This window comes from Rhizobium sp. T1470 (assembly GCF_042140505.1).
Lineage (GTDB): Bacteria > Pseudomonadota > Alphaproteobacteria > Rhizobiales > Rhizobiaceae > Rhizobium > Rhizobium favelukesii.
In genome coordinates, this window is the sequence record NZ_CP148094.1 from 355,362 (window position 1) to 378,111 (window position 22,750).

Below are 22,750 nucleotides of genomic sequence, written 5' to 3' on the forward strand. Positions count from 1 at the left end.
ACGTGGTCAAGAGGTAGACGACCACCAGCGTGGTGACGGCCCAGGATGTCACGCCATGAAGCGCTCCCGTGGGAGGGACGGGACGTCCCGACAGGCGGCTTGCGATGTAGCCGCCGACGAAGGACGCGATAAGTCCGCTGACTACGAACCACGCCGCCGAGCTGACCGACAGGGTTGTCGCGCTTGGGTTGTCGTTTGATTGGGGGTAGATCACGGCAGCACCAATGCCCGCACCCAGGAGATTGAGCAGGAGTTGCACCACGAGAGCGACCGCAACGCCGGCAAAGACCGCTCCCCATGAGACTTTGTTAAAGGCTGCGTTCAGATATGGGTTGTCGTCACGAGTATGTATATGAGCGACGGGGAGACAGATTCGGTCATCAGGAGCTTCCTCTTCTTCACGGATTCGTCGAACTCGCTAGGGACCGGGTTGTTCCCCGTCAAACGATGCCGGCCTTCTACGACTTCAGTGAAGAAGGGGCGGCCGCGGTCATCGAGATCGAAGGCCGCAATGAAGAGAAGAAAGGTGCATGATATCCTCAAGTGAAGGCGAGGAACTTTCACTGAGTCTGGGGGTTCACAAAGCGTCAATCACTCGATGCAAGTTAGAGCTTCTCTCAAACGAGCACGCTTCCATCAAAGGCTTTCCTCAGGATTGGCGAACTTTTGCTGCGAGTCACGGGAACCGTTTCGTCTGATCGAGGTTGGGACACCGGAGATCATTTCCGATCTCATCAACGAGGAGTTCAACATGCCATCTACAAGCGGATCACACTCGGGAAAAACCGGGTCAAAGTCTGGGGCTAGCAAAAGCGCTGCTGCTAAAAGCTCGAGCTCAACAGGCAAGCAGGGCGGTTCACATGAGCAGCATGTCAAGGCTGGCGAACAGAGCCACAAGAATTCGAAATAGTCGCTGCAGGCGGGGGCCTCTCTTGGGGCTCCCGCTCATAGTGCAGAACTTCACGGGGGCGATCCGAAGTCAATCAACACGGATATTCGTCCGACGCTAACATGCGAGGCTGGAAGCGACTGGTTGCCTCCTCCCTCTCTTCGACACGACCGCCTGTACCTCATGTGCTCGCCGACGGCTACAGCAGCCGTCGGCGACGTGCCGAGATAAACTGGCTGAAACGAAATAGTTCCTGATCGGCTCTTGGATTTCGTCGCCGCTGGAAGGCATCCGGAACAACCGCCGTTCTCCTGCATTCTCTCGCGACAAAGGAGAACTCCCATGCAGCTTATCGACACCCACGTGAGCAATCTGAACGACGGCACCGTCACGGTTGAATTTCAAGGGGAGGGTGGTGATCGCGTGTCCGTTCGGATGGCGACCGACGGTAGCCTCGACCACGACGGCGCTGTCCTGCGGGCAAAGGAGCTGATGGTTCAGCTCGCTGTCCTCGGAACCGAGAACGACAAGGATCTGAAAGGGGAGGGCAACGGGAACGAGCAGGGCTCGCTCGAGGACGAACAGCCTTTTCTTGAAGTTGCCGCCGAAGGGCCCGAGGAGGGTCGCGGGGATACCGTCGAGGCAAGCGATCCCGTCTCCGTCATAAACCCCACCGGATCGCGGGACTGACGGATGGCACGGCCAGTCGCGTTCGTCACCGGTGCGAGCTCCGGGATAGGTCTCGCCACAGCGACAATTCTTGCGTCGTCGGGTTACGATCTCGCGCTCTTCGATCTTAATGACGAACCACTGGAAAACCTGGCTCGAACACTCCGACAACAGGGTGGGCAAGGTAGTACCTGTGTACGGAGACTTCTTCTCCGAAGTAGATATGGACCGCGCCATAACGGCCATTAGGAGCGATTTCGGTCGGCTCGACGCTGTGGTCGCCAATGCCGGCATCAACGGCGTCTGGGCGCCAATCGACGATCTCACACCGGACGAATGGGACGCCACCATCCGCGTCAATTTGCGTGGAACCTACCTGACGCTGAATAGGACGGTCGCGTCGCCGACCCAGCCTTGGTTTTCCGGGGGACGATGCCCGATGGAGACGGTCACAATATTGATCGCCGATGATGAGGCATCAGTGCTGCTGGTTTCCGCCCGCGCACGGATTGGTCACCGACATTCCGCTGAGAGACGCGCCTGACGGCTGGGAGGTGGCCCGCGTTGCGCGGGAAATCGAGCCAGGAATGCCTGCCGTATGCACGACTGACGACAGCGCCGCCGACTGGCCATCGAAAGGTGTTCCAAACAGCATCATGCTTCAAAAGCCATTTGACATCGCGCAATTGGTGACCGCGATCTCGCAACTGCTCAACGAAAGCTCACTACGTCGGACAAGGGCGAAACCGAGGATCGCGGTTGATGTTTCGGTACCACCGCACGTCAATCGGATGTCGCCGATGCTGAATTGGATGAGCCCACGGTGACGCAAGCTGGGGCGACGCTGCGAACAAAATTCGTGGTGCCTCGTTCTGATAAAACGGTGCCAGCGATGAGGAGAGCGGCTCGTCTTGAACAAGTGAGACCAGTTCTCCTTGGCCATATCATTCCGATCGCCGTCGGATCAACCCTCGATGGACTCACGATCGTGCGAGCTTGGCAGGTCTAAAGCATCGCGAACGACGAATGATCCAAGAAATCCCCGATGGCGTCGGCAGGCATCGGGGCGCCCAAGAGGTTTCCCTGTAGCCGGTCGCATTTCCTTCTGCCAAGCCAGGTCGCTTGGCCGACAGTCTCGACGCCTTCCGCAGTGACCCGCATCCCCAATCCGTGAGCAAGGCCGATGATGAAGCGCACGATCGTCTGGCTCTTCGGGTTCGTCTCGACATCGTTGATGAAGTGCTTGTCGATCTTGATCGTATCGAAAGGAAAGTTCTGTAAGTAGCTAAGGGACGAATATCGGGTACCGAAGTCGTCGAGCGCGATCCGGATGCCTAGGATCTCGAGTGTGTTGAGCGTGTCAAGATTGTTGGTCGTGCGCTCGAGCAAGACGGTTTCCGTTATCTCGAGTTCCAACCGATCGGCCGCGAGTCCGACCTCGTCAAGGATTGCCGCTACGCGATCGGTGAAACCACCGAGTAGGAACTGGGCCGGGGAAAGATTGACCGCAACAATGAAGTGCGAGGGCCAGGTTGTCGCCTGGCGGCAGGCGTTTTCCAGCACCCACTCTCCGATTTCTCCCATCAGGCCGTCAGCTTCGGCCATGGGAATGAAAAGGTTCGGTGGAATGACTCCAGCATAGGGATGGCGCCACCGCAGCAAAGCTTCGAAGCCGACGATCCGCTCCGGCAGCTCTACGAGCGGCTGGTATTCAATGAAGAATTGCCCTTCCTGGAGCGCGACACGTAAGCTGCGCCTCAGCATCTCGCGCTGCTCTAGCATGATCAGCATCGAGCGGTTGAATGCTCTCGCGCGACCGCGTCCATCGTTCTTCGCAGCGTAGAGCGCGATGTCAGCCGCCTTCATCAATTGCTCGCCGTCGTTTCCGTCATTTGGCGCGACGGCGATTCCAATGCTTGCGCCGACAAAGACATCGATGCCGTCGATGGTGAACGGTCCCTTGAACGCATGGACCAGTGATTCCGCCAGCCGCTCTGCTTCACCGGGCTGATCGTCATGGCATTGAATGACGGCAAATTCATCGCCTGCGAGCCTGTAGGCGGTCTCCCCATCGCGAAGCACGGCTTGGATCCGTTCCGCCGTCATCTTGAGCACGATATCGCCAGCGCCGTGACCAAGGGTGTCGTTGACCGGCTTGAAGCCATCGAGATCCATCTGCATCAACGCAAGCTTGTGCCCAGCAAGCACAGGGAGATTCGCCTGAAGATCGCTGCTGAACTGCCGACGATTGGCCAGTCCTGTCAATGCGTCATGCCGAGCCTGGTGAAGAAGCAAGGCTCGATCTGCGTATCCATTCGGGGCTTTCGAACGAGCCGCCTCGTTTCGCGTCTCGATGACCCCGAGTCCCCGTTCCGTGCTGAAAAGGAGAAGATTGCGCCCCTCATCGGACGCGCCAGGTTCAATCGCAATATTGCACGGGATGCCGCCGGCAAGCACCGCCTCGACAAACGGCCTGCGGTCGGAAATCAGCAGCTCTGGATAGACCTGCCAAAGAGTTGCATCTGTCGCGGCCACGATTCTGTAGGCCTGGGCAACCTTTGCAGAGCATTTTACCAGCTTTAGGCTATTCCCATAATAGGAAACAAATTCATCGGTTTGACGATGCATAGACGCCACATTAGAATCTTTCATTCCCGCCTCAGCCTGTTGAGACAACGCTAACATGCTGACACTAAGTTTTTCAATCAAGTGTCGCGTGGTCACCGAGAGGACAACTAGGGAGCGTCAAATAAAAAGAAAGTTCCGGAATCGGCGTTCAAAGGCGCGGTCGGCAGCGGAGCAACTAACACCGGCCGCCAGAAGATCGTGTGGTGACGGCCCTTGATGGGATGAAGTTGCTGGTGATGATGATCCCCGACAGCGGGATTAGGGATTGCCCAAATCCACTGGCCACTTCTTGGGCTGGTGAGATCGAGCAATATCCGTCCGAACTGCAAATCGCCGTTCCACGCGGCGAAATCCTGATGGCCTTCAGCCGGCCACGTTTCTCGCCAGCGATATCTCGGTTCATATTCGGGCGCACAGGGCTTCCCTCGGAAGATGTTGCCGACAGCCGCATGTCGATGGTTTGAATTCTTGCTCCGCCCGACCCTCATGCCTGGGCGCTGGCAGTACGACGCGGGCTTCTGTTAACACATAGTCGATCTTGGCAGCGGTCGGCGTCTTTTCGTCAAAAGTAGACATGCTCGTATCTCCATCGCCGTCACGAAGCAGGATTGGACCGTACCACAACCCAAGCGCCACCAGGCCCCCTAAGATACCGGCTACGATCCCCGCCAATATTCCGAGACTGCGGCTCGTGGCAACGCCGAGACCCAAGCCGAGTGCGAGGGCAAATGGGGCAAGCGTCAAGCAAGAAATCCGCGTGACAAACCCATTGAAATCTCGTCGCTTCTCCTCGCTCCACAATCCGATGGCGCGCGCTCGGCGTAATCAGAACTGCGATGACCCCGACCATGATGCAAAGCAGGATCACTTCGATCCCTTTTTGGAGGAAACTGAGATTGGAAAAAGCATTTTGAAATGGCGCATGGAACTGAAAGCCGAGCAAGATCTGCGCGCCCAACATCGGCATGCGCAATTCATCCAGAGCCGTCTTTCTCTTATCGGCCAGAGACACCTGCTCGACCTTTTCTTTTGCGCAAACGCGAATGGCTGGAACTGCGTCTATGCCGCGTCACCCGACATGAAATGGCAAGTTTCATAAGGCATCCCGCCCCGTCTATGCCATAGAACCGCTACTCCACTCGGAAGTTCCACGAGTGAGGATCTAAATCAGAGTTAGGGTCTGGGGTGCTGACCAATCCAATTGGGCACGAAAAACAATGGTCGCTTAGAAGCGCCTAAGATTTTAGCACTTCGATTCACAACAATCGGGTGTTGGTTACGCGTTCGAATTCAAGGCCGAAAAAGAACGGGATGCCGATGGCGGCACCCCAGCTCCAATCACATGGAAACTGATCCGGTTGGTTACGCCGCTCTTTCTTCTGCTGCGTTCGGTCTCCACTTAATGAGCCGGCCTTCCAAAACATCGAGAATGCGGTCGATGATGAGCACGAACAAGGCCAGGATGATGATGCCGGCAAACACTCCGACCGCGTCGAAGTTGCCTTCCGCCTGCGCGATCAGATAACCGAGCCCCGCAGAGGAGCCGAGATATTCACCAATGATGGCGCCTACCACCGCGAAGCCAACTGACGTGCGAAGGGAAGACAAAATCCAGCTGGCCGCCGCCGGAAAATAGACATGCCGCAACAGATCGGAACGTTTGGCCCCGAGGATCCTTGCGTTTGCGAGGACGACCGGGTTGACTTCGCGGACGCCTTGCATCGCGTTGAAGAAGGTGATGAAGAAGACAAGCGTTACTGCGAGCGCTACCTTCGACCATAGGCCGAGACCAAGCCAAAGCACGAAAATTGGGGCGAGTACGACGCGCGGAATGGCGTTCAGGCCCTTGATGAAGGGGTCTAAAATCCGTGCCGTGCTGCGGCTGAGACCGAGCCATACCCCGGCTGCGACGCCCAGGCCCGTGCCGATGATGTAGCCGAGCACAGTCTCCGTCAGTGTGATTGACACATGTCGATAGAAGCTGAGGTCAACAATCCAGCTGACCATCTGGTTGAAGATGTCGAGCGGGGCTGGAAAGAAGAAGACATCGATGAAGCCGGCGGTCACGCCGAGCTGCCAGCCGCCGAGGATAAAAACCAGCATCCCGAGCTGGATGATGCGTTCAGTCACGACGTTCATAGCTTTTCTCCACTTCGCCGCGCAGGGAAGCCCAGATATTTCGATACAAATCCATAAAGCGTGGATCGAGCTTGATTTCCGCGACGTCGCGGGGGCGCTCGAGTTCCACCGCGAAGCTTTCGATGACCCGTGAACGAGGGCCGGCTGCCAGAATCGCGACCCGGTCGCCGAGGGCTATTGCTTCCTCAAGGTCATGCGTGATCATTACGACGGCCCTGCGCTCTTCCTGCCACAGACGCAGGAGTTCGTTTTGCATGAGGTGCCGTGTGTGAATATCGAGGGCCGAAAAGGGCTCGTCCATCAGGATGACTTTGGGGCCGGAGATCAGGGCCTGCGCCATCTGAACGCGCTTGCGCTGGCCGCCCGAAAGCTGATGCGGATAGCGATGCTCGAACCCTTTGAGTCCGACTTTCGCAAGCCAGTTCATAGAACGCTCGCGCCGCTCTGCACTCGGCACACCTTTGAACAGCAGTCCCAGCTCGACATTCTCGATCGATGTCTTCCAGGGCAGCAGTGCGTCCTGCTGAAAGAGATAGCCGATATCGTTCTGGACGCCCTTAATCGGAGCGCCGTCGATCGCCACTCTGCCGCTGGCAGGCTTCAGAAGACCGGCAATGGCGTTGAGAACGGTACTTTTGCCACAGCCTGTCGGTCCCACGATGGCGAGAAACTCGCCATCGGCAACTGTCAGGTTCACGTCCTGCACCGCGACATAGGAGCCGAATGACATCGTGACTGTGTCAATCGATACCATTGGCCTTTTGTTTAGCTCGCCCGTCGGAACGGACATGGGTTTTACGACAGCCAATGCCATGGCCTCCTCCTGGGGTTAGTTGATGGTCTTGTCGGTGACTTTGTCCACGAATGCGCTCGTGTAGGTTTTGGAAAGATCGATGGTCGCGGCAGCAACCTTTTGGTTGAAACTCTTCAAAACGGCGAGGGGTGTCTGAGTGTCGGTCTCGCTGAATTTGCCATCGACCGAGAAGATCGGTTTGGCATTCTCGACAGCCTTCACATAGGTGTCCCGGTCACCGGAGATGAATTCCTTCGGCAGTTTTTCGACAATCTCTTCAGCGCTGTGTGTGTTCATCCAGGCCAGCGCCTTAACGGTCGCGTTTGTGACTTTCTGGATGGTTTCCGGATTCTCATCGATATAGGCCTGCGTCGCATAAAGGACGGAGGTCGGGTAGATCCCGCCGTAGATTTCCGTGGCACCCTCGTCGCTGCGGGCGTCAATCAAAATCTTGCCGACACCCTTGGCTTCGATAAAGGTTGCCGCCGGATCGTAGTTGACCAATAGATCAACTTTTCCTTGCTCGAGCGCCGCAACAGCAGCCGAACCGGAGCCGACTCCGATCAACGAGACGTCATCAGCCGATAGGCTGTGGCGCTGCAGATAATAGCGAACGAAGAAGTCTGAAGACGAGCCCGGTGCTGTGATACCGATTTTCGCGCCCTTGATCGTTTCAGGTTTGGCAGGATCAAACGTAGCGTTCTTTCCACCGGCAAGCACGAGCCCGGAATTGCGGGCCAGCTGCACGAAGGCGACAACAGCCTTGTTCTGCGACTGCATCTGGATGGTGTGGTCGTAGAAGCCGACCGCGATATCCGTGGAGCCGGCAACGAGCGCCTGCAGCGTCTTGGAACCGCCCGATGCGAAGTTTTCGACGGTCACCTCAAGACCTTCCTTCTCGTAGAGACCTAGGCCAGCTGCGACCGGAAAGGGCAGGTTGTTGAGGTTGTAGGACCCGACGCTGATGCGGACGGGTTCCGCAAAAGCCGAACCTGCGAAGGCGGCCGTCGCTGCAAGGGCGAGCAAAAGTTTACGCATGCGTATTCCTCCCTGATGCGTGGCGCCCTCCCGGCAACCACTTTCGATTATGCCGCGCAAACCATTTGCGCGATAGGTTTTGCAAAGACCCGGCCTTCGAAGAGGCGGCGGGCCGTACGCAGGATTCCGGCAACTGTCTTGCCGTCGCGGGTATCCAGTTTCACTTCCAAACGACCACTTGGATGTTCGAGAACGAGAACGACCGGCGGCTTGCGGTCGCCGATCAGCCGCGAGGCGACGGTTCCGTCGCTGATGCAGGCTGTGGCAATGCCGACCGCACCGGTCGTTGCGAGAGACGGGTGGCATTGACGTGGCATGAAATAGCGCACGCCGAGATCGCCACTCTTGTTAGGCGTCGAGATTAGAACCGGCTTTGGCGTGACCTGACTGCTGACGTCACCCATACCCATGCGCCGGCCGGCTTCGAGCCTCAGAGTTTCGAGACGTTCGAGCAATGCGCCGTTGGCATTAAGCACGGCCGCAGGTTCGTTCCCCGTCACGCCGAGGGCGGTGGCTTCCAGCAACATCATCGGCATCGCGCAATCGATGCAGGTCACATCGATGCCATCGATCCTGTCTCGCGGGTTGCCGGTGGGAAAAAGCATGCCCGTGCGTGCTCCGGCAGCATCCATGAAGGTCAGCGCGATTGGCGCAGCATTGCCGGGCACGCCGTCGATCGACGCATCTCCCATGTAGGCAACCCGGCCATCAGGGGTCGGAACCTCGGCTTCGATCAATTTGTCGGTATTAACGTTGTGAATGCGCACGCGGGTTACCCCCGTCGTCGCCTTGATCAGGCCGGCCTCGATCGCGAACGGCCCGACGGCCGCCAGCATATTTCCGCAGTTGGGCGAGGTATCGACGAATTGCTGATCGATGCGGACCTGAGCGAACAGATAATCCACATCCGCATCGGACACGGTTGCTGGACCAACGATGGCGACCTTGCTGGTGACCGGATTGCCACCGCCGATTCCATCGATCTGTAACGGGTGACCGGATCCCATAACCGAAAGCAGGATCTGATCGCGTTGACGCGAATCCGACGGAAGGTCGGATGCGAGGAAGAACGGTCCTTTGGAGGTGCCGCCTCGCATCAGAACGCAGGGAATGGAAATCAGGTCGTTCATGGTTGTGTCCGCATACTGATGTGATCTAAATATCAATCAGCTTCTTTGTTGCAGTAAGCGGCAAAACGATTGATATGTGAAATGCGAATATCAGATGGAATGATGCGTTGTGAGCATTAATTGCGAGATACTGGATCTGCGCGCGTTTCTATCAGTCGTCGAACTGGAAAACTTCCACCGCTCTGCCGAAGCGCTTAATCTGTCACAGCCGGCACTCAGCCGGCGAATTCAGAAGCTCGAGCTGGCAATCGGGGCACCGTTGCTCGAGCGCACGACGCGTCATGTCTCGACAACCGCCCTTGGCGCGGAGCTGATCCCCCTGGTACGGCGCATGCTTGAGGAGTTCGACACGTCGCTGTTTGCAGTGCGCGATGTTGGGTCCCAGCGCAGCGGTCTTGTGACGATCGCATGCCTGCCGACGGCTGCTTTCTATTTTTTGCCGACTATAGCGCGACGATCAGGATGAGACGCGAGCGACAATCTGGATGAGATTCTTATGTCGCGGTTGGAGCGAAGTTATCATGTTGATTGTCGCTGGCAAGAGTTTCATCGTGTTCTGATTGCCGCTCCGCGACAAGCTGGGAAGAGCTTTTGATTGTCGCGAATGAGGCGGGTCTGCCGCGCTGGCGTTTGGCTTCCATGGCCGAACGCCGCCGGTAGCTTTCGACATTCATCTCGAAGATTGTTGCGTGATGGACAAGTCGGTCCACCGCGGCAAGCGTCATGGCCGGGTCTGGAAAGACGCGGTTCCATTCTCCGAAGGGCTGATTGGCGGTGATCATGATGGAACGCCGCTCATATCTTGCGGAGATGAGTTCGAAGAGCACGCTCGTTTCGGCCTGGTCCTTGGTGACGTAGGCCAGGTCGTCGAGGATGAGAAGATCGAACTTGTCGAGCTTTGCGATGGCGGCTTCGAGCTGAAGCTCCCTCCGCGCGACCTGAAGCTTCTGGACGAGATCGGTCGTGCGGGTGAAGAGCACGCGCCAGCCGTTCTCGATTAGCGCGAGGCCGACGGCTGCGGCGAGATGGCTCTTTCCGCCGCCGGGCGGACCGAACATCAGGATATTGGCGCCTTTGGCGAGCCAGCTATCGCCGGCTGCAATCGCCATGACCTGGGCCTTGGAGACCATGGGAACAGCGTCGAAGGCGAAGCTGTCGAGCGTCTTTCCGGGTGGCAGGTGGGCCTCGGCGAGGTGTCTTTCGATCCTGCGATGGGCGCGTTCGGCCAATTCATGCTCGGCGATGGCCGAGAGGAAACGGGCAGCAGGCCATCCTTCCCGATCGGCCTGCTCGGCAAATTGGTGCCAGAACGTCTTGATCGTCGGCAGCCTCAGTTCGTTGAGCATGATGCCGAGGCGGGCTTCATCGACTGTGTGGATGTTGCTCTTCATGCGACCTCTCCCGCATAGGCCGTGCCGATCAGGGCTTCATAACCATTGAGCGACGCGAGTTGCACATGAACGATCGGCAACTGATCCGGGTCCGGGCTGAAGACCGCTCTCAAAGCCGCCAGATCAGGCAGTTTGTGGGCGTCGAGCGTTTTGGCAAGCTCCTCGGCCAGTTCACGCTCGCAACTGCGATCGTGAGCCAAGGCAAGCAGTTCCACGGTGATCTTGCAAGCCTGCCGCTCGGGCAGTTGCTCGATGAGCGCGTCGAAAGTCCTGCGATATTCCGGCCTGGGGAAGAGCTTGTCGCGATAGACGAGCCCCAAAAGCGCCATCGGCTTTTTGCGCAGGGAATGAATGACGTGATGATAGTTGACGACTTGATCGTGCTTGCCACTCGCATGGGCGCGGCCTCGGGGTAATGTCAGCAGATGCGTGCCGCCGATGAAGACGTCGAGGCGATCGTCGAACAGACGCACCCGCAGCCGGTGGCCAATCAGACGGGAAGGCACGGTGTAGAAGACCTTGCGCAAGGCGAAGCCGCCGGTGCTCGATACGGTGACGATGACCTCTTCGAAGTCGGTGGTGCGACGATCGGGAAGAGCTTGCAGATGCGTGCGCTCGGCATCGATGCGCTTGCCATGTGCGGCATTGCGGCGGCTGACGATCTCATCGATGAAGGCGCGATAGGATCCGAGGTCGCCAAAGTCCCTGGTTCCGCGCATCAGCAGAGCATCGCGGATCGCATTCTTGAGATGGCCGTGGGAACTTTCGATCGAGCCGTTCTCGTGCGCGACGCCCTTGTTGTTGCGCGTCGGCGTCATGCGATAATGGGCGCACAGTTCGTCGTAGCGATGCGTCAGATCGACCTTGGCGTCGGCATCGAGGTTGCGGAAGGCGGCCGATAAGCTGTCGCTGCGATGATAGAGCGGCGAACCGCCAACCGACCACAGGGCGTTCTGCAGCCCCTCGGCCAGAGCGACGAAGCTCTCTCCACCCAGGATGACATGGGCATGCTCGAAGCCCGACCAGACCAGCCGGAAGTGATAAAGCAGATGATCGAGCGATTGGCCGGCGATCGTCACGCCGAGGCTGCCCATGTCGGTAAAATCCGACAGTCCTAACCGACCGGGTTCGTGCATCTGACGGAAGATCACTTCCTGCTCCTGACCGTGAACAGCCCGCCATGATCGGATACGACGCTCAATCGTACGGCGAACACCTTCTGACAGCTCTGGATGACGCCGCAGCATCTCGTTGTAAACGGCGACCGCTCGGATGCCGGGCGCGGCCTTGAGGAGCGGAACAACCTCGGCGTCGAAGATGTGCTCAAGGGGATCGGGGCGACGCCGGTCGCGCGGCGGCTTGGTCTGCGATGGAAGACGCGCATCCTTCTCGATGCGGTAAGCCGTCGCCCGGCTGATCGACGCCTTGGCGGCAGCGACCTCAATGGGGTTGTTTTGTCGGTACTTCATAAAAAGCCTCGTCTGATGATCGGTTACATGGCGACCCGGCACAAAGGTGATTCTCCATTCTCAGAAAATCACCGACGCTACCGGGCCAACCGCGATCATGAGACGCCGAAAAATTGCGCCGCGGCGGGGGTGTAACTCCAGTCGGGCTACGCCCTCCCTTCGTCACACCCCCGCCGCCGAGTCTCATCCTGATTGACGCTGAGTCTCACCTTGTTTGTCGCCGCGCAGCCGACCGTCATCAAGCAGTTCAGCGCCGAATATCCCAATATTCGTTTTCGCATTCTCGATTTGCCGGCCACCGACGGTCTGCAAGCAGTCGCCCGCGGGGAGGTCGAGTTCGGCATCAATATCATGGGCTTTTCAGATCCCGACCTTGTCTTCGACCGGCTCATCGAAGATCCGTTCGTGCTTGCGGCACGCAAGGATCATCCGTTGGCGGCCAAGAGCGAACTCGAATGGGACGATCTGGCGCCCTATCAACTGATCACGGTTCACCGATCCAGCGGCAATCGTACGCTTTTGGATGCAGCATTGGCGAAATCGAACCTGAAACTGCGCTGGTCGTATGAAGTCACGCATCTTTCGACATCACTTGGTCTCGTGGAAGCCGGGCTTGGAATTTCGGTTCTGCCGAAACTCGCCACACCACAAGAGGAGCACCCGTTTCTCGTCACGAGACCTATTCGCAATCCTCAAATCTCGCGAACGATCGGCATTGTGCGCCGTCGCGGTGGGACGCTTTCGCCCGCAGCCGAGCGCTTCATGACCATGTTGATTGGGACGTGGGCCGAAGGAAATTGAGCGGCAAAAGCGTTGATGTTGGCGAGAAGGTGACGATGCCGGAGCCCACGGCTCGGCGTACCGGTCGCCGTCGGGGGCTATTGCCTGGCGGGGCGGTATGCCTTGCCGCAAGGCTGGCGAATGGGCGCACCCTCAAGGCATTCATGTCCGCTCATGACGCCCGAGAACCCAAATTTGTGGGTTGCCGCTCTCCCATCCGCAGGTCGTCCTTGTTTTCTTCGGGTACGACCGGCATGCCGAAATGCATCGTCAACTCGGCCGCGGGAACGCGACTGAAGGAATGTCGCCGGCGACGCATATTGCGTCCTCGCAATCTCCGGTCAGACAGCTTCTGTAATCAGCTTGGTGTTGAAGAAGTTGTCCATCGCCTCAGTCCCGCCTTCGGACCCATAACCAGAGTCCTTTATTCCGCCGAAAGGCAGTTCCGGCAGCGCGAGACCATGATGATTGATCGACACCATACCGCTTTGTATATCGCGCCCGAGCGCGGCGCTCACTTTTGCCGACGTTGTGTACGCGTAAGCTGCAAAGCCAAAGGGGAGACGGTTGGCTTCCGTGATGGCTGCTTGATAGGTTGAAAAAGGGCTCAACGTCACGATCAACAAGCTCTCGCAAAAATGGATGAAGATCGGCCTCGAATAGTCGGCGATCTCTGCCTTCTACAATCGGAAAAGATCGCCGCCGCCATGCGCTCGGGCCGGCTCAATTGCACCGCCTGTTAGTTCCATAAATACGGGTTACACAACAAAGGCCGAGTTTTCAGCATCTTTGAAAAAAGGCTGTGAGGCCGATGGTTCGTATCCCATCACATCAGGATCGATGCGGTCGGTCTTCGCCCGGCGATGCCGGTAGGGCATGGCAATCGATGCGGCCTCTACAATGTGAGCGAAAATCTAAAGTTTGGTGGCGGAACGTGGCCCGAAGTTAAAATTTTCAGCCCCTCGCGATCTGAACGTCCACTAGTTCCGAAGACCCGACGCCGCCATGCAACGTTCGGCCCAAAGCTGCCGGCATCCGACACCCTTCATAGAAGGTGACATTCGGCGAACCTCGGCGTCTGGATCCCGGCTGCCTGATCGAAAAGCGGGCGCCGAGGGCGAAATTCGACTCAGTGCTTTTTGTGTAGACGCCGGCGATATCCCAGAAAGTTCGCCGCCCGCCTAGGGTAATCCATTGGCTAAGTTGTTCCCGAGCGTTTTGTTTTGCGCCACTCTTCGTACTCTCCGCGGGCATCGTCATGCAGCGGATAGTAGCGCTGCAACGACCCGCCCCCCATAAGCTTCACTCGCGAGAACTCCTCCCAATCGTGATGCTTTTGCGATTCTTCGATTACCTTCGGGGCCATTGCGACTGGAAGCACCACCACCCCGTCATCGTCGGCGACGACGATGTCTCCGGGGATTACCGTGACACCGCCGCAGGCAATCGGAACGTTGACGGCGTTGGGATAGATGCCAGTCTGCACATGATAGTTGGGCGTCCAGCCGCGCAGCCATAGGGGGAGATCTAGCTTCTCGACATTGGGCCGATCGCGCATGCACCCGTCGATTACGATGCCAGCGCCGCCTCTGCCTTTGAAATACGTCGACATCATATCGCCAAAGACGCCCGAGCTCATGTCGCCGCGCGCGTCGACCACGACCACATCGCCCTCGTGCACGTGATAAAGCACATGGCGGTGCAACTGCGTCTCCGGATCTGCATATTCTCCCTCGGTGAAGAGGTCCGGCCGCTGCGGCATGAATTGAAGCGTCAGGGCCGGCCCGACGATCGACTTCCCGCGATTCTGCGGCACGGGACCGACCATGTGCGGATTGCGGAAACCCATGTGGCCAAGCGTGCCGGAAACCGTCGCGGCGCCGATTTCCTTCAGTGCGTCGATCAGCTCTTTGGGCGGTCGCGTAATGTCGGGTGTATGCGTCATTTTAGGCTCCGGTGGATGAAACTACCAGTTTGTGACAGAACCGTCGCGGCGCTTCAGGTGAGGCGCTTCCCAGAAACGAAAGCTCTCCGCCTTGACCGCCTCTTCGTTGACCTCGACGCCGAGCCCCGGCAGATCGCTGACCGGATAGTCGGGGCCGTCGAGCCGTGGTTGTACTGGGAAGAAGTCGGAATTATCGAAGCCCAGCTTTGCTTCGGGCGCCCTGGTCTCGAGCCAAGCGAAATTCGGTACCGCGGCGGCGAGATGGATGGTCGCGGCCGTGCAGACTGGGCCGAGGGGATTGTGCGGCATCAGGTCCACATAGTGCGCCTCGCTCCAGCCAGCGACCTTCATCGCTTCGGTGAGCCCGCCAACATTGCAAACATCGAGCCGGTTGAACTGATGGATGCCTCGCTCGATGTAGGGCAGGAACTGCCACTTGCTAGCAAATTCCTCGCCGATGGCGAACGGGATGTCGGTCATCGTGCGCAGAGATTCGTAGGCCTCCGGGGTCTCGTCTCGTATCGGCTCTTCGAGGAAATCAAGCACGCCACGGCCGAGCTTGTTGCAGAAGCTCGCCGCCTCTGCCACCGACAGCCGATGGTGATAGTCGATGCCGAGCACGACGTTGTCGCCCAGCGCCTCGCGCGCCTTGTTTAGCATACTTGCGGTAGCGCCGATCGACTCGCGCGGCTCAAAGAAGTCCTTGCTGTTTTGCCCGATGGGGAAGAAGCGGATTGCCTGCCACCCCTGTGCGCATAGTTCGCGGGCTCGCTCGATGGCAACATCGCCCTCGGCCTCGTCACCGGTCGAGGCGAAGGTAGAAATGCGGTCGCGCTGCTTGCCGCCCAGCAGGTCGTGGGCCGGCACCCCCAGCGCCTTGCCCTTGATGTCGTGAAGGGCAATGTCGATGGCGGAAATCGCCGCCTGCAGAACGCGCCCGCCCTCGAAGTATTGGCTACGATAAACTTCTTGCCAGATCCGACCAATTTGCATCGGGTCGCGGCCGATGAGAAACTCGCGATAGTGCTCGATCGCGCCGGCCACTGCCTTCTCGCGACCGCTCAAACCGCTTTCGCCCCAGCCGAAGATGCCGTTGTCTGTCTCGACCTTGACGAGCATCTGGTTGCGTGTTCCTACCCATACCGGATAGGGCTTGATAGCGGTGATTTTAAGCTTCGTAGTCATCCACGTCCTCGTTCCACACGCATCCGCTCTGTCTCAGCTGGCCTTGAGGGCCATTTCTGTTTCGCCGTCGAACAGATGCATCCGCTCCTGGTCGAACTCGAGCCAAATCTGCTCGTCGGGCGCGACGGCAATGGTCGGCGGCACGCTGACGTTGACGATGACGCCAGACAGGAACGCCTGTATGAAGGTGACATCGCCGGTCGGCTCGACCGTGTAGGCCTTCGCAGGGACGCTTCCTGGCACCGCACTCTTGTGCAGCTTGATCGTCGAGTGACGTGCGCCGAGCACGACTTTCTTGGTGGTTGCCCTCGCGACCTTCTGGGCGTTCTGTGGCGAGAGCTCGAGGCGCCAGCCCTCCGCGCTGGTCAACACAGTGTTGCCGCTTGCCGTTGATGCCTCCAGCGGAACAAGGCTCATCGCCGGGCTGCCGACGAAGCTGGCGACGAACATGTTCACCGGATGGGCAAAGACCTGCGCCGGTGAATCGTATTGCTGCAGGTAGCCGCCGTTCATCACCGCCATCCTGTCGGCCATGGTTACGGCTTCGAGCTGGTCGTGGGTCACATAGATGATCGTCGCCTTGAGGTCCTGGTGGAAGCGCTTGATTTCCGACCGCATCTGCACACGCAGCTTTGCATCGAGGTTGGACAGTGGTTCATCCATCAGGAATACCGCCGGATCTCGAACGAGGGCGCGGCCCAGGGCCACGCGCTGCTGTTGCCCGCCCGAAAGTTCGCGCGGCTTACGCTCGAGCAGCTGCGTCATGTCGAGCACTCGCGCTGCTTCTTTGACCTTCTTGTCGATCTCGTCCCTTGGCAGTTTGCGCATCTGCAGCGGGAACGCCAGATTTTTATAGACCGATTTTTGCGGATAGAGCGCGTAGTTCTGGAACACCATTGCGATGTCCCGGTCCTTGGGGTCGAGGTCGTTGACCACCCGGTCGCCGATGACGATGTCGCCAGATGTGATGGGGATGAGCCCCGCCACAAGATTGAGCGTGGTTGTCTTGCCGCAGCCTGAAGGGCCGACGAGCGCAACGAATTCGCCGTCGTTGACCGTCAGCGAAACATTATTGACAGCTTTGAAGCTGCCATAGGTCTTGACCAGATCTTTGAGGACCACGTGGGCCACCGGCAACTCCCCTAGTGCTTGACTGCGCCTTCCGTGAGGGCGCGTACAAAGTATCGTTGCAGGACGAGAAACAGGACCACGACGGGCACGCTCATCATAAAGCTGGCCGCCATCAGGCCCGGAAAGTCCGTCGTATTTTCCGAGAAGAAGCGCTGGATGCCGACCGGGAGTGTCAACTGCTCGTTCTTGGAGAGGAAGGTGTAGGCATAGATGTATTCGTTCCACGCGCCGATAAAGGAATAGATCGCCGTGGCGATGATTCCTGGCGTCGAGAGCGGCATCACGATCAGGACAAAGGCCTGGAACCGCGTTGCCCCGTCGATGCGCGCCGCTTGCTCGAGCTGCACCGGGATGTTGTCGTAGAAACCCTTCAGGAGCCAGATTGCCAGCGGCAGGCCGAATGTGAGGTAGGTGAGGATGAGCGACCCATGCGTGTTTACCAGCCCGATCGCGCGCATCAGGATGAAGAGCGGCACGAGAAAGATCACGGCCGGGAACATGTTGCGAAGCAAGACGGCGAAGAACAGAAAGTTCCGGCCCGGGAAGGTGAAGCGCGAAAACGCGTAGGCCGCAGGAACTGCCACGATCACCGAAAGGATGGTCGTGGCGGTGGAGACGAAAAGGCTGTTCCAGAAGAAGCGCAGGAAGTCCTGACCGACGCTGTTTTGCGGATCGAGCAGCTTCTGGTAGCTGGCAAGGGTGGGTTGGTCCGGCCACCATTGCGGCGGGAATTGCATGGCCGCGAAGCCGGACTTGATCGAGGTGATCAGCATCCAGATCATCGGTAACGCGGTGTAAAGCAGCATGAACACAAGGAAGATGCGTCCGCCCCACCGCCATCCATCGATGCGCACACGACGACGCGCCTGGCCTCGATGAGCATTCTCGGCAATCGTGCTCATTCGCTCCCATCCTTCTGTTCGTTACCGCTCAGCGCACGGACGTAGAAGTAGCCGAGCGACATCAGGATCAGGAACAGCAGCACCGAATAGGCCGATGCCCCCCCCCAGCGCTGGCGGCCGAAGGCGAGTTCATAAATGTGGGTGATCCAGATATGCGATGCGTTCGACGGCCCGCCGCCGGTCATGATCCAGGGGATGATGAAAGAATTGAAGTTGGCCACTGCCAGCAGAAGGATCGTCACCGTCGAGACGTTTCTCAAGTGCGGAAAGGTGACGTGCCAGAACCGCTGCCATGCATTGGCTCCGTCGACTTTTGCGGCGCGCAGCAACTGGTCGGGGACTGTCTGCAGGCCAGCCATCATCATGATCATGGCAAACGGAAACTCCCGCCAGATATTGACGACGATCAGCGAGGGCAGTACAGTGCTGACGCTGTCGATGAAATTCGGCGGCCGGTCGGCCAATCCGAGGCCGACCAGCACCGCGCCGATAATCCCAAAATCCGAATGATAGATCCACTTCCAGATATAGGACGCGGCGACCGCGCTGATGACCCAGGGAATGATCAGGACGGCGCGCAGGATGCCACGGCCGGCAAAGTCACGATGGAGCGCCAGGGCGCTGGCAAACCCCAGGACAAATGAGATGAAAGTGGATCCCAGTGTCCAGATAAGAGTGTTCGAGGTGACCTTCCAGAACACCGGACTTGTGACGATGGCGATGTAGTTGTCGAGGCCGATGAAAATTTTGTCCCGGAGCTGCAGGCCAGGCGGTGTATTAAAGAACGACAGCTCGATCGTGTAGTAGATAGGGTAGGCTATGACGATGAGCATCACGGCGATCGCAGGAAGCACGTACGCGTAATCAGCGCGGTGCTCCCAAATCTTTCGCAGCACGCCGGACCTACCGGGTTGAAGTCTTCGGCGAGTCTCGGCCTTGCCAGTCAAGATCGTCACTGTGCCGTGCCCTTATTCTTCGGAACAAACCGGCTGCAATCGAGGCGCAGCCGGTCAGATCGTCAGGCTTGGTCTAGAGTCCGCCGTCCGTCAGGTCTTTTACCTTCTTGGCCGCGTCGTCCGCTGCTTGGTCGACGGTCATGGCTCCGGTCAGGGCATTCTGCAGCATGTCCGGGACGATAATGTTCATGATCTCGGGGGACTGTGGCAGCGCCGGGAACGGGATGCCGTAGGGCAGCATCGAGGTCGTGACATCAAGGAACTTGATGTTGTCCAGACGTTCCTTCATCCATTTGGTCTTAAAGCCGTTAAGGTTTCCCGGGTTCGAGCCGGCATAGGCCATCTTCAGTGACCATTCGGGGCTCGTCCACATGCAGATGATAGCCTTTGCAGCCGGTTCGTCTACCTTGCCGCCCTCGACATATTCGGGCTTCAGGATGTGAATGTTGGAGCCCCCGAACACGACGGCACGCTTGCCGTCGGGGCCAGTTGGAATCAGGCCGTAGCGCATGTTGTCGATGACGGTCTGCGCCTTATCCTTGTCGGTATCCGTCGCTTTTTTCTGCAGGTCGAGCATGACGTTGTAGTCGGACGGGTGCGAAATCATCATGCCGAGCTGGCCAGCGAGGAAGAGGGGCTGGTTGTCGGCCTGCTGGTTGGTGAGCGCCGAAACCGGAACCGACTTGTCGCGAACATACATATCGTAGGAGGCTTGCAATGCCGCCTTGCTCTGCGGGCTATTGAGCTCGACCTTCTTATAGGTCGGGTTGGCGGTAGCTTCGTCGAAGACGCCGCCGCCGTAGGCCCACAGCTGCGGCATGAAGCGGTACGGCGTATTGCCGGCATTCTTGCGAGCCACGAGGCCGTAACCGGCAATGCCGAGCTTGTCGTGGATCTGCTTGGAATACTGGACGACGTCGTCCCAGGTTGCCGGAGCCTTGTCCGGATCCAGGCCTGCACGCTTGAAGATGTCGGCGTTCCAGATGAACGCCATCGTCTCGTTGTTGGTTGGAATGCCGTAGGTCACCCCCTCCCAAGTTACAGCCTTCATTGCGCCGGGCCAGAAATCCTCGGTCGAATACCCTACATCCTCGGGTTTGAGCGGCTGCAAATAACCCTTTGAGGCGAACTCGGTGCCCCCCAGGATTTGCAGTCGGACCGCCATGGGCGCTGCATTGCCAAGGAGCGCGGTCCGGAACTTGTCCAGCAGGTCGTTATAGGTGAGGGCTTGTTCCTCAAGCTGGATGTTTGGATAGGTTTTGCGGAAGGTCTTGAAGAACTCCTTATAATACTCTCGCAGGAGGTCGGGGTCTCCCTCGAACACGCCCTGATACCAGAAAGTCAGTCGCCCCTTGTAGTCGAGCGGGGTGACCTTGGCGCAATCGCCCGCCGTGTCAAAATCCTGGGTCCCGGCAATGGAGCGCACATATTGCGGCGACCACTTGCTCAAGTCGACCGGCGCACCCAGCGCCGACGCGGACATCAACGATACCATCAAAGCAGTGGAGACAGTGCCGCGCAGGACGGCACCTCCGAGTGAAATCCTCGTCATAGGTATCCTCCAGGTTCTCTCCCATGCCGCTCTGCCTCAAGGCGAGCGGTCTTTGCTCGTCGGCCGCAGGACGTTTTCAGCGAATGTATCCCTTCGAGCTAATCATACGTTTTCAGATCGTTGATTGCCTGTCAACTAGAGAAATCGTACATTGTTTGCAGAAGCCTCGCATGATATCTGAGCAATGTGTGTATTGATTGGGGACAGTCTTGGCCGATACAAGCGATTTTAAAGCAGAGCCACCCGAAGGGATTGACGCTATCGGGGCCTCCAGCGAGGGCGCCTCGCTTTATCAACTGATCAGGGAAGACATCATCGAAGGGCGGCTCGCTGCCAACGAACGGCTTGTGGTCACCGATCTCGCCCGGCGCCACGGCACCTCGACCAACCCCGTGCGTGAGGCTTTGCAACTGTTGCGCGGGGAGGGCTTTGTCACCCTTGTTCCCAACCGCGGAGCGCGCGTCCGGCCCATAGACCAGGATTTTGTTCGGGACATCTACGAGATAGGAGTCTTGATCGAGCCGGCACTGACGCGATGGTTCGTGAATATGGCCACCGTCGAGGACATTGCTGAACTCGAACGCATCCAAGGCTTGATTGAAGAGAACAACTTCGCCGACACGTTCAGGCACAGCGAGCTGGACACCGCCTTTCACACCATAATGTACCAAAGACACTACAACCGCCATGCCGCCGAGCTTTGGTGGAAGCATCGCGAAGTGCTTCGAGCCGTGAGCCGGCGTTTCAACTTCACGCTCGCCCGGCGCGCCGCGATCCTTCGCGAGCATCGCGAGCTCATCGCGCATGTAAAAGCGGGAAATGCGAACGAGGCAGGCGAACTCATTGCACGCCATGTCGAGGGCTCCGGCCGGCACATCCTCGAACACATGCGTGCGCGTAACGCCGCTCGGGCAGGATAGAATACATGGCGTGGAATATCGTTATCCCGACCACTTCGGATCAAGGCAATTGAGATGAAAATCACCAGCGTTCGGCCGTGGCTAATCAAGTCCGATGCTTCTTATTGGGGAGAGTTTCTGTTCGTCGAAGTGACGACCGACGAGGGGGTGAGCGGCTGGGGAGAGATCACCACCACGACAAGGCTCGCCAATCGCGCCCTCTGCACGATCCTGAGGCAGATCGGTGCCGCTGTGACAGGCGAGGACCCGGCGCGTATTGAGTATCTGTGGCACAAGATATTCCGCAGCTTCACCTACATGGGCAGTCGCGGCGCCGCAGTCGAATGCGTGAGCGCCATTGACATAGCCCTCTGGGACATCCGAGGCAAAGTCTTGGGTAAGCCGATTTACGAGCTGTTGGGTGGACCGGTACGCAATGAAATTGCGCTCTACACTCATCCCCACCAGGCTAAATTTACCAGCAATGAGGCTGTGGTCCGCGAAATTCGAGACATCGTCGAGTCCGGCCACACTGCGCTCAAGTTCGATCCTTTCCCCCACCAAGGCCGCACCGCCGATGGACAGCCTCGCGAACAGCGCGACGGCTACCTCGATGGCAGCATGACCCGCAAGGATGAGCGCGAAGCCGCCGAACTCACGGCTCTGATCCGCGAAACGGCGGGCTCTGATGTCGACATCCTCATCGATGCGCATGGCCGGTTCGACGTTCCCACCGCCATTCGCCTTTGTCGGAGCCTCGAGGAAGCTGGTCAGATCGACTGGTTCGAGGAGCCCTGTCCACCGGAGAGCCTCAACGCTCTCAGACAGGTCCGTGAGAAGGTCAGCGCCGCTATCTCGTGGGGCGAGCGCGGCCACACGAAATGGGATTTCGTGCCGGTGCTCGAAAACAAGCTCGCTGACTACATCATGCCGGACGTCACCTGGACCGGCGGCATTACCGAACTTAAGAAGATTTCTGCCCTATGCGAAGCCTACTACATCCCGGTCTCGCCGCATGACGCCGCAGGGCCGATCAACGTGGTTGCGGGAGCGCAGGTGATGATGACCGTTCCTAATTTCTACAAACTTGAAACGTCTGAGTGGAACCTGGGCAAATACGATCACCTCATCGACAGAGCACTCGATGTTTCGAATGGCAGCCTCAAGCTTACGCCCAAGCCTGGTCTCGGCGTTGAAATGAACCGCGACTACCTTCAAAATCACGAGATAGAGCTGGACTAGGTAGCAACGCTC

At 58.4% G+C, this 22,750-nt stretch carries 19 protein-coding genes and 4 pseudogenes; 8 read left to right on the forward strand and 15 right to left on the reverse strand.

Going from position 1 to position 22,750, the window contains the following annotated elements:
* Window positions 1-1,231 precede the first annotated feature (1,231 nt).
* The 3 genes and pseudogenes from WGT02_RS36060 to WGT02_RS36070 all read left to right on the forward strand — a co-directional run.
* Window positions 1,232-1,579, forward strand: coding sequence for a hypothetical protein (locus tag WGT02_RS36060; RefSeq protein WP_208245280.1), 348 nt, complete (start codon window positions 1,232-1,234; stop codon window positions 1,577-1,579).
* A gap of 3 nt (window positions 1,580-1,582) precedes the next feature.
* Window positions 1,583-1,807, forward strand: coding sequence for an SDR family NAD(P)-dependent oxidoreductase (locus WGT02_RS36065; protein ID WP_208245278.1), 225 nt, complete (start codon window positions 1,583-1,585; stop codon window positions 1,805-1,807).
* Window positions 1,716-1,955 (forward strand): annotated as a pseudogene (locus tag WGT02_RS36070) (SDR family NAD(P)-dependent oxidoreductase); the annotation flags it as partial. The gene WGT02_RS36065 and the pseudogene WGT02_RS36070, both read left to right, overlap by 92 nt.
* 608 nt (window positions 1,956-2,563) lie before the next feature.
* Here WGT02_RS36070 and WGT02_RS36075 read toward each other — a convergent pair.
* Window positions 2,564-4,210 carry a bifunctional diguanylate cyclase/phosphodiesterase gene (locus WGT02_RS36075; RefSeq protein WP_024316395.1) on the reverse strand — a complete coding sequence of 549 codons (1,647 nt, stop codon included), beginning with the start codon at window positions 4,208-4,210 and terminating at the stop codon, window positions 2,564-2,566.
* A 179-nt stretch (window positions 4,211-4,389) separates the two neighbouring features.
* On the opposite strand from WGT02_RS36075, the gene WGT02_RS36080 reads away from it, so the two are divergent.
* The gene (locus tag WGT02_RS36080; RefSeq protein ID WP_208245276.1) at window positions 4,390-4,650 is read left to right on the forward strand and encodes a hypothetical protein; all 261 of its coding nucleotides are present in this window, start codon (window positions 4,390-4,392) and stop codon (window positions 4,648-4,650) included.
* Window positions 4,651-4,781: 131 nt separating this feature from the next.
* Here the strand turns inward: WGT02_RS36080 and WGT02_RS36085 are convergent, their stop codons facing one another.
* The 5 genes from WGT02_RS36085 to WGT02_RS36105 form a co-directional block, all read right to left on the reverse strand.
* Window positions 4,782-5,153, reverse strand: coding sequence for a DUF6328 family protein (locus WGT02_RS36085; RefSeq protein ID WP_375680023.1), 372 nt, complete (start codon window positions 5,151-5,153; stop codon window positions 4,782-4,784).
* Between the two features lie 395 nt (window positions 5,154-5,548).
* The gene (locus tag WGT02_RS36090; protein ID WP_208245272.1) at window positions 5,549-6,325 is read right to left on the reverse strand and encodes an ABC transporter permease; all 777 of its coding nucleotides are present in this window, start codon (window positions 6,323-6,325) and stop codon (window positions 5,549-5,551) included.
* Window positions 6,309-7,139, reverse strand: a complete 831-nt coding sequence (locus WGT02_RS36095; protein WP_208245270.1) for an ABC transporter ATP-binding protein — start codon at window positions 7,137-7,139, stop codon at window positions 6,309-6,311. Before WGT02_RS36095 ends, WGT02_RS36090 begins: the two co-directional genes overlap by 17 nt.
* Before the next feature lie 15 nt (window positions 7,140-7,154).
* Window positions 7,155-8,156, reverse strand: a complete 1,002-nt coding sequence (locus tag WGT02_RS36100) for an ABC transporter substrate-binding protein (protein ID WP_024316391.1) — start codon at window positions 8,154-8,156, stop codon at window positions 7,155-7,157.
* Between the two features lie 47 nt (window positions 8,157-8,203).
* Window positions 8,204-9,286, reverse strand: a complete 1,083-nt coding sequence (locus tag WGT02_RS36105; protein ID WP_208245268.1) for a 4-oxalomesaconate tautomerase — start codon at window positions 9,284-9,286, stop codon at window positions 8,204-8,206.
* Between the two features lie 109 nt (window positions 9,287-9,395).
* On the opposite strand from WGT02_RS36105, the pseudogene WGT02_RS36110 reads away from it, so the two are divergent.
* Window positions 9,396-9,743, forward strand: a pseudogene (locus WGT02_RS36110) (LysR family transcriptional regulator); the annotation flags it as partial.
* A 37-nt stretch (window positions 9,744-9,780) separates the two neighbouring features.
* Here WGT02_RS36110 and istB read toward each other — a convergent pair.
* The gene (gene istB, locus WGT02_RS36115; protein WP_208245168.1) at window positions 9,781-10,677 is read right to left on the reverse strand and encodes an IS21-like element helper ATPase IstB; all 897 of its coding nucleotides are present in this window, start codon (window positions 10,675-10,677) and stop codon (window positions 9,781-9,783) included.
* On the reverse strand, window positions 10,674-12,146 hold the full coding sequence (gene istA / locus WGT02_RS36120; protein ID WP_208245170.1) for an IS21 family transposase: 1,473 nt from the start codon (window positions 12,144-12,146) through the stop codon (window positions 10,674-10,676). Before istA ends, istB begins: the two co-directional genes overlap by 4 nt.
* Before the next feature lie 228 nt (window positions 12,147-12,374).
* Here istA and WGT02_RS36125 point away from each other — a divergent pair.
* Window positions 12,375-12,947: pseudogene (locus tag WGT02_RS36125) on the forward strand (LysR substrate-binding domain-containing protein); the annotation flags it as partial.
* 320 nt (window positions 12,948-13,267) lie between these two features.
* Here the strand turns inward: WGT02_RS36125 and WGT02_RS36130 are convergent.
* From WGT02_RS36130 to WGT02_RS36160, 7 genes and pseudogenes are all read right to left on the reverse strand, one after another.
* Window positions 13,268-13,534, reverse strand: a pseudogene (locus WGT02_RS36130) (aldehyde dehydrogenase family protein); the annotation flags it as partial.
* A 590-nt stretch (window positions 13,535-14,124) separates the two neighbouring features.
* Window positions 14,125-14,871, reverse strand: a complete 747-nt coding sequence (locus tag WGT02_RS36135; RefSeq protein WP_024316387.1) for a ribonuclease activity regulator RraA — start codon at window positions 14,869-14,871, stop codon at window positions 14,125-14,127.
* Between the two features lie 21 nt (window positions 14,872-14,892).
* On the reverse strand, window positions 14,893-16,056 hold the full coding sequence (locus tag WGT02_RS36140; protein ID WP_024316386.1) for a mandelate racemase/muconate lactonizing enzyme family protein: 1,164 nt from the start codon (window positions 16,054-16,056) through the stop codon (window positions 14,893-14,895).
* Window positions 16,057-16,089: 33 nt separating this feature from the next.
* Window positions 16,090-17,187, reverse strand: a complete 1,098-nt coding sequence (locus tag WGT02_RS36145; protein WP_208245266.1) for an ABC transporter ATP-binding protein — start codon at window positions 17,185-17,187, stop codon at window positions 16,090-16,092.
* A gap of 11 nt (window positions 17,188-17,198) precedes the next feature.
* The gene (locus tag WGT02_RS36150) at window positions 17,199-18,089 is read right to left on the reverse strand and encodes a carbohydrate ABC transporter permease (protein WP_024316384.1); all 891 of its coding nucleotides are present in this window, start codon (window positions 18,087-18,089) and stop codon (window positions 17,199-17,201) included.
* Entirely contained in the window at window positions 18,086-19,045 is a 960-nt protein-coding gene (locus WGT02_RS36155; protein ID WP_208245264.1) for a carbohydrate ABC transporter permease, read from the reverse strand. The genes WGT02_RS36150 and WGT02_RS36155 overlap by 4 nt, the downstream gene beginning before the upstream one ends.
* Before the next feature lie 73 nt (window positions 19,046-19,118).
* Window positions 19,119-20,597 carry a sugar ABC transporter substrate-binding protein gene (locus tag WGT02_RS36160; RefSeq protein ID WP_024316382.1) on the reverse strand — a complete coding sequence of 493 codons (1,479 nt, stop codon included), beginning with the start codon at window positions 20,595-20,597 and terminating at the stop codon, window positions 19,119-19,121.
* Window positions 20,598-20,806: 209 nt separating this feature from the next.
* Here WGT02_RS36160 and WGT02_RS36165 point away from each other — a divergent pair, with 209 nt between their 5' ends.
* Both WGT02_RS36165 and WGT02_RS36170 read left to right on the forward strand, forming a co-directional pair.
* On the forward strand, window positions 20,807-21,517 hold the full coding sequence (locus tag WGT02_RS36165; RefSeq protein ID WP_024316381.1) for a GntR family transcriptional regulator: 711 nt from the start codon (window positions 20,807-20,809) through the stop codon (window positions 21,515-21,517).
* A 54-nt stretch (window positions 21,518-21,571) separates the two neighbouring features.
* Window positions 21,572-22,738 carry a mandelate racemase/muconate lactonizing enzyme family protein gene (locus tag WGT02_RS36170; RefSeq protein ID WP_024316380.1) on the forward strand — a complete coding sequence of 389 codons (1,167 nt, stop codon included), beginning with the start codon at window positions 21,572-21,574 and terminating at the stop codon, window positions 22,736-22,738.
* Window positions 22,739-22,750 lie beyond the last annotated feature (12 nt).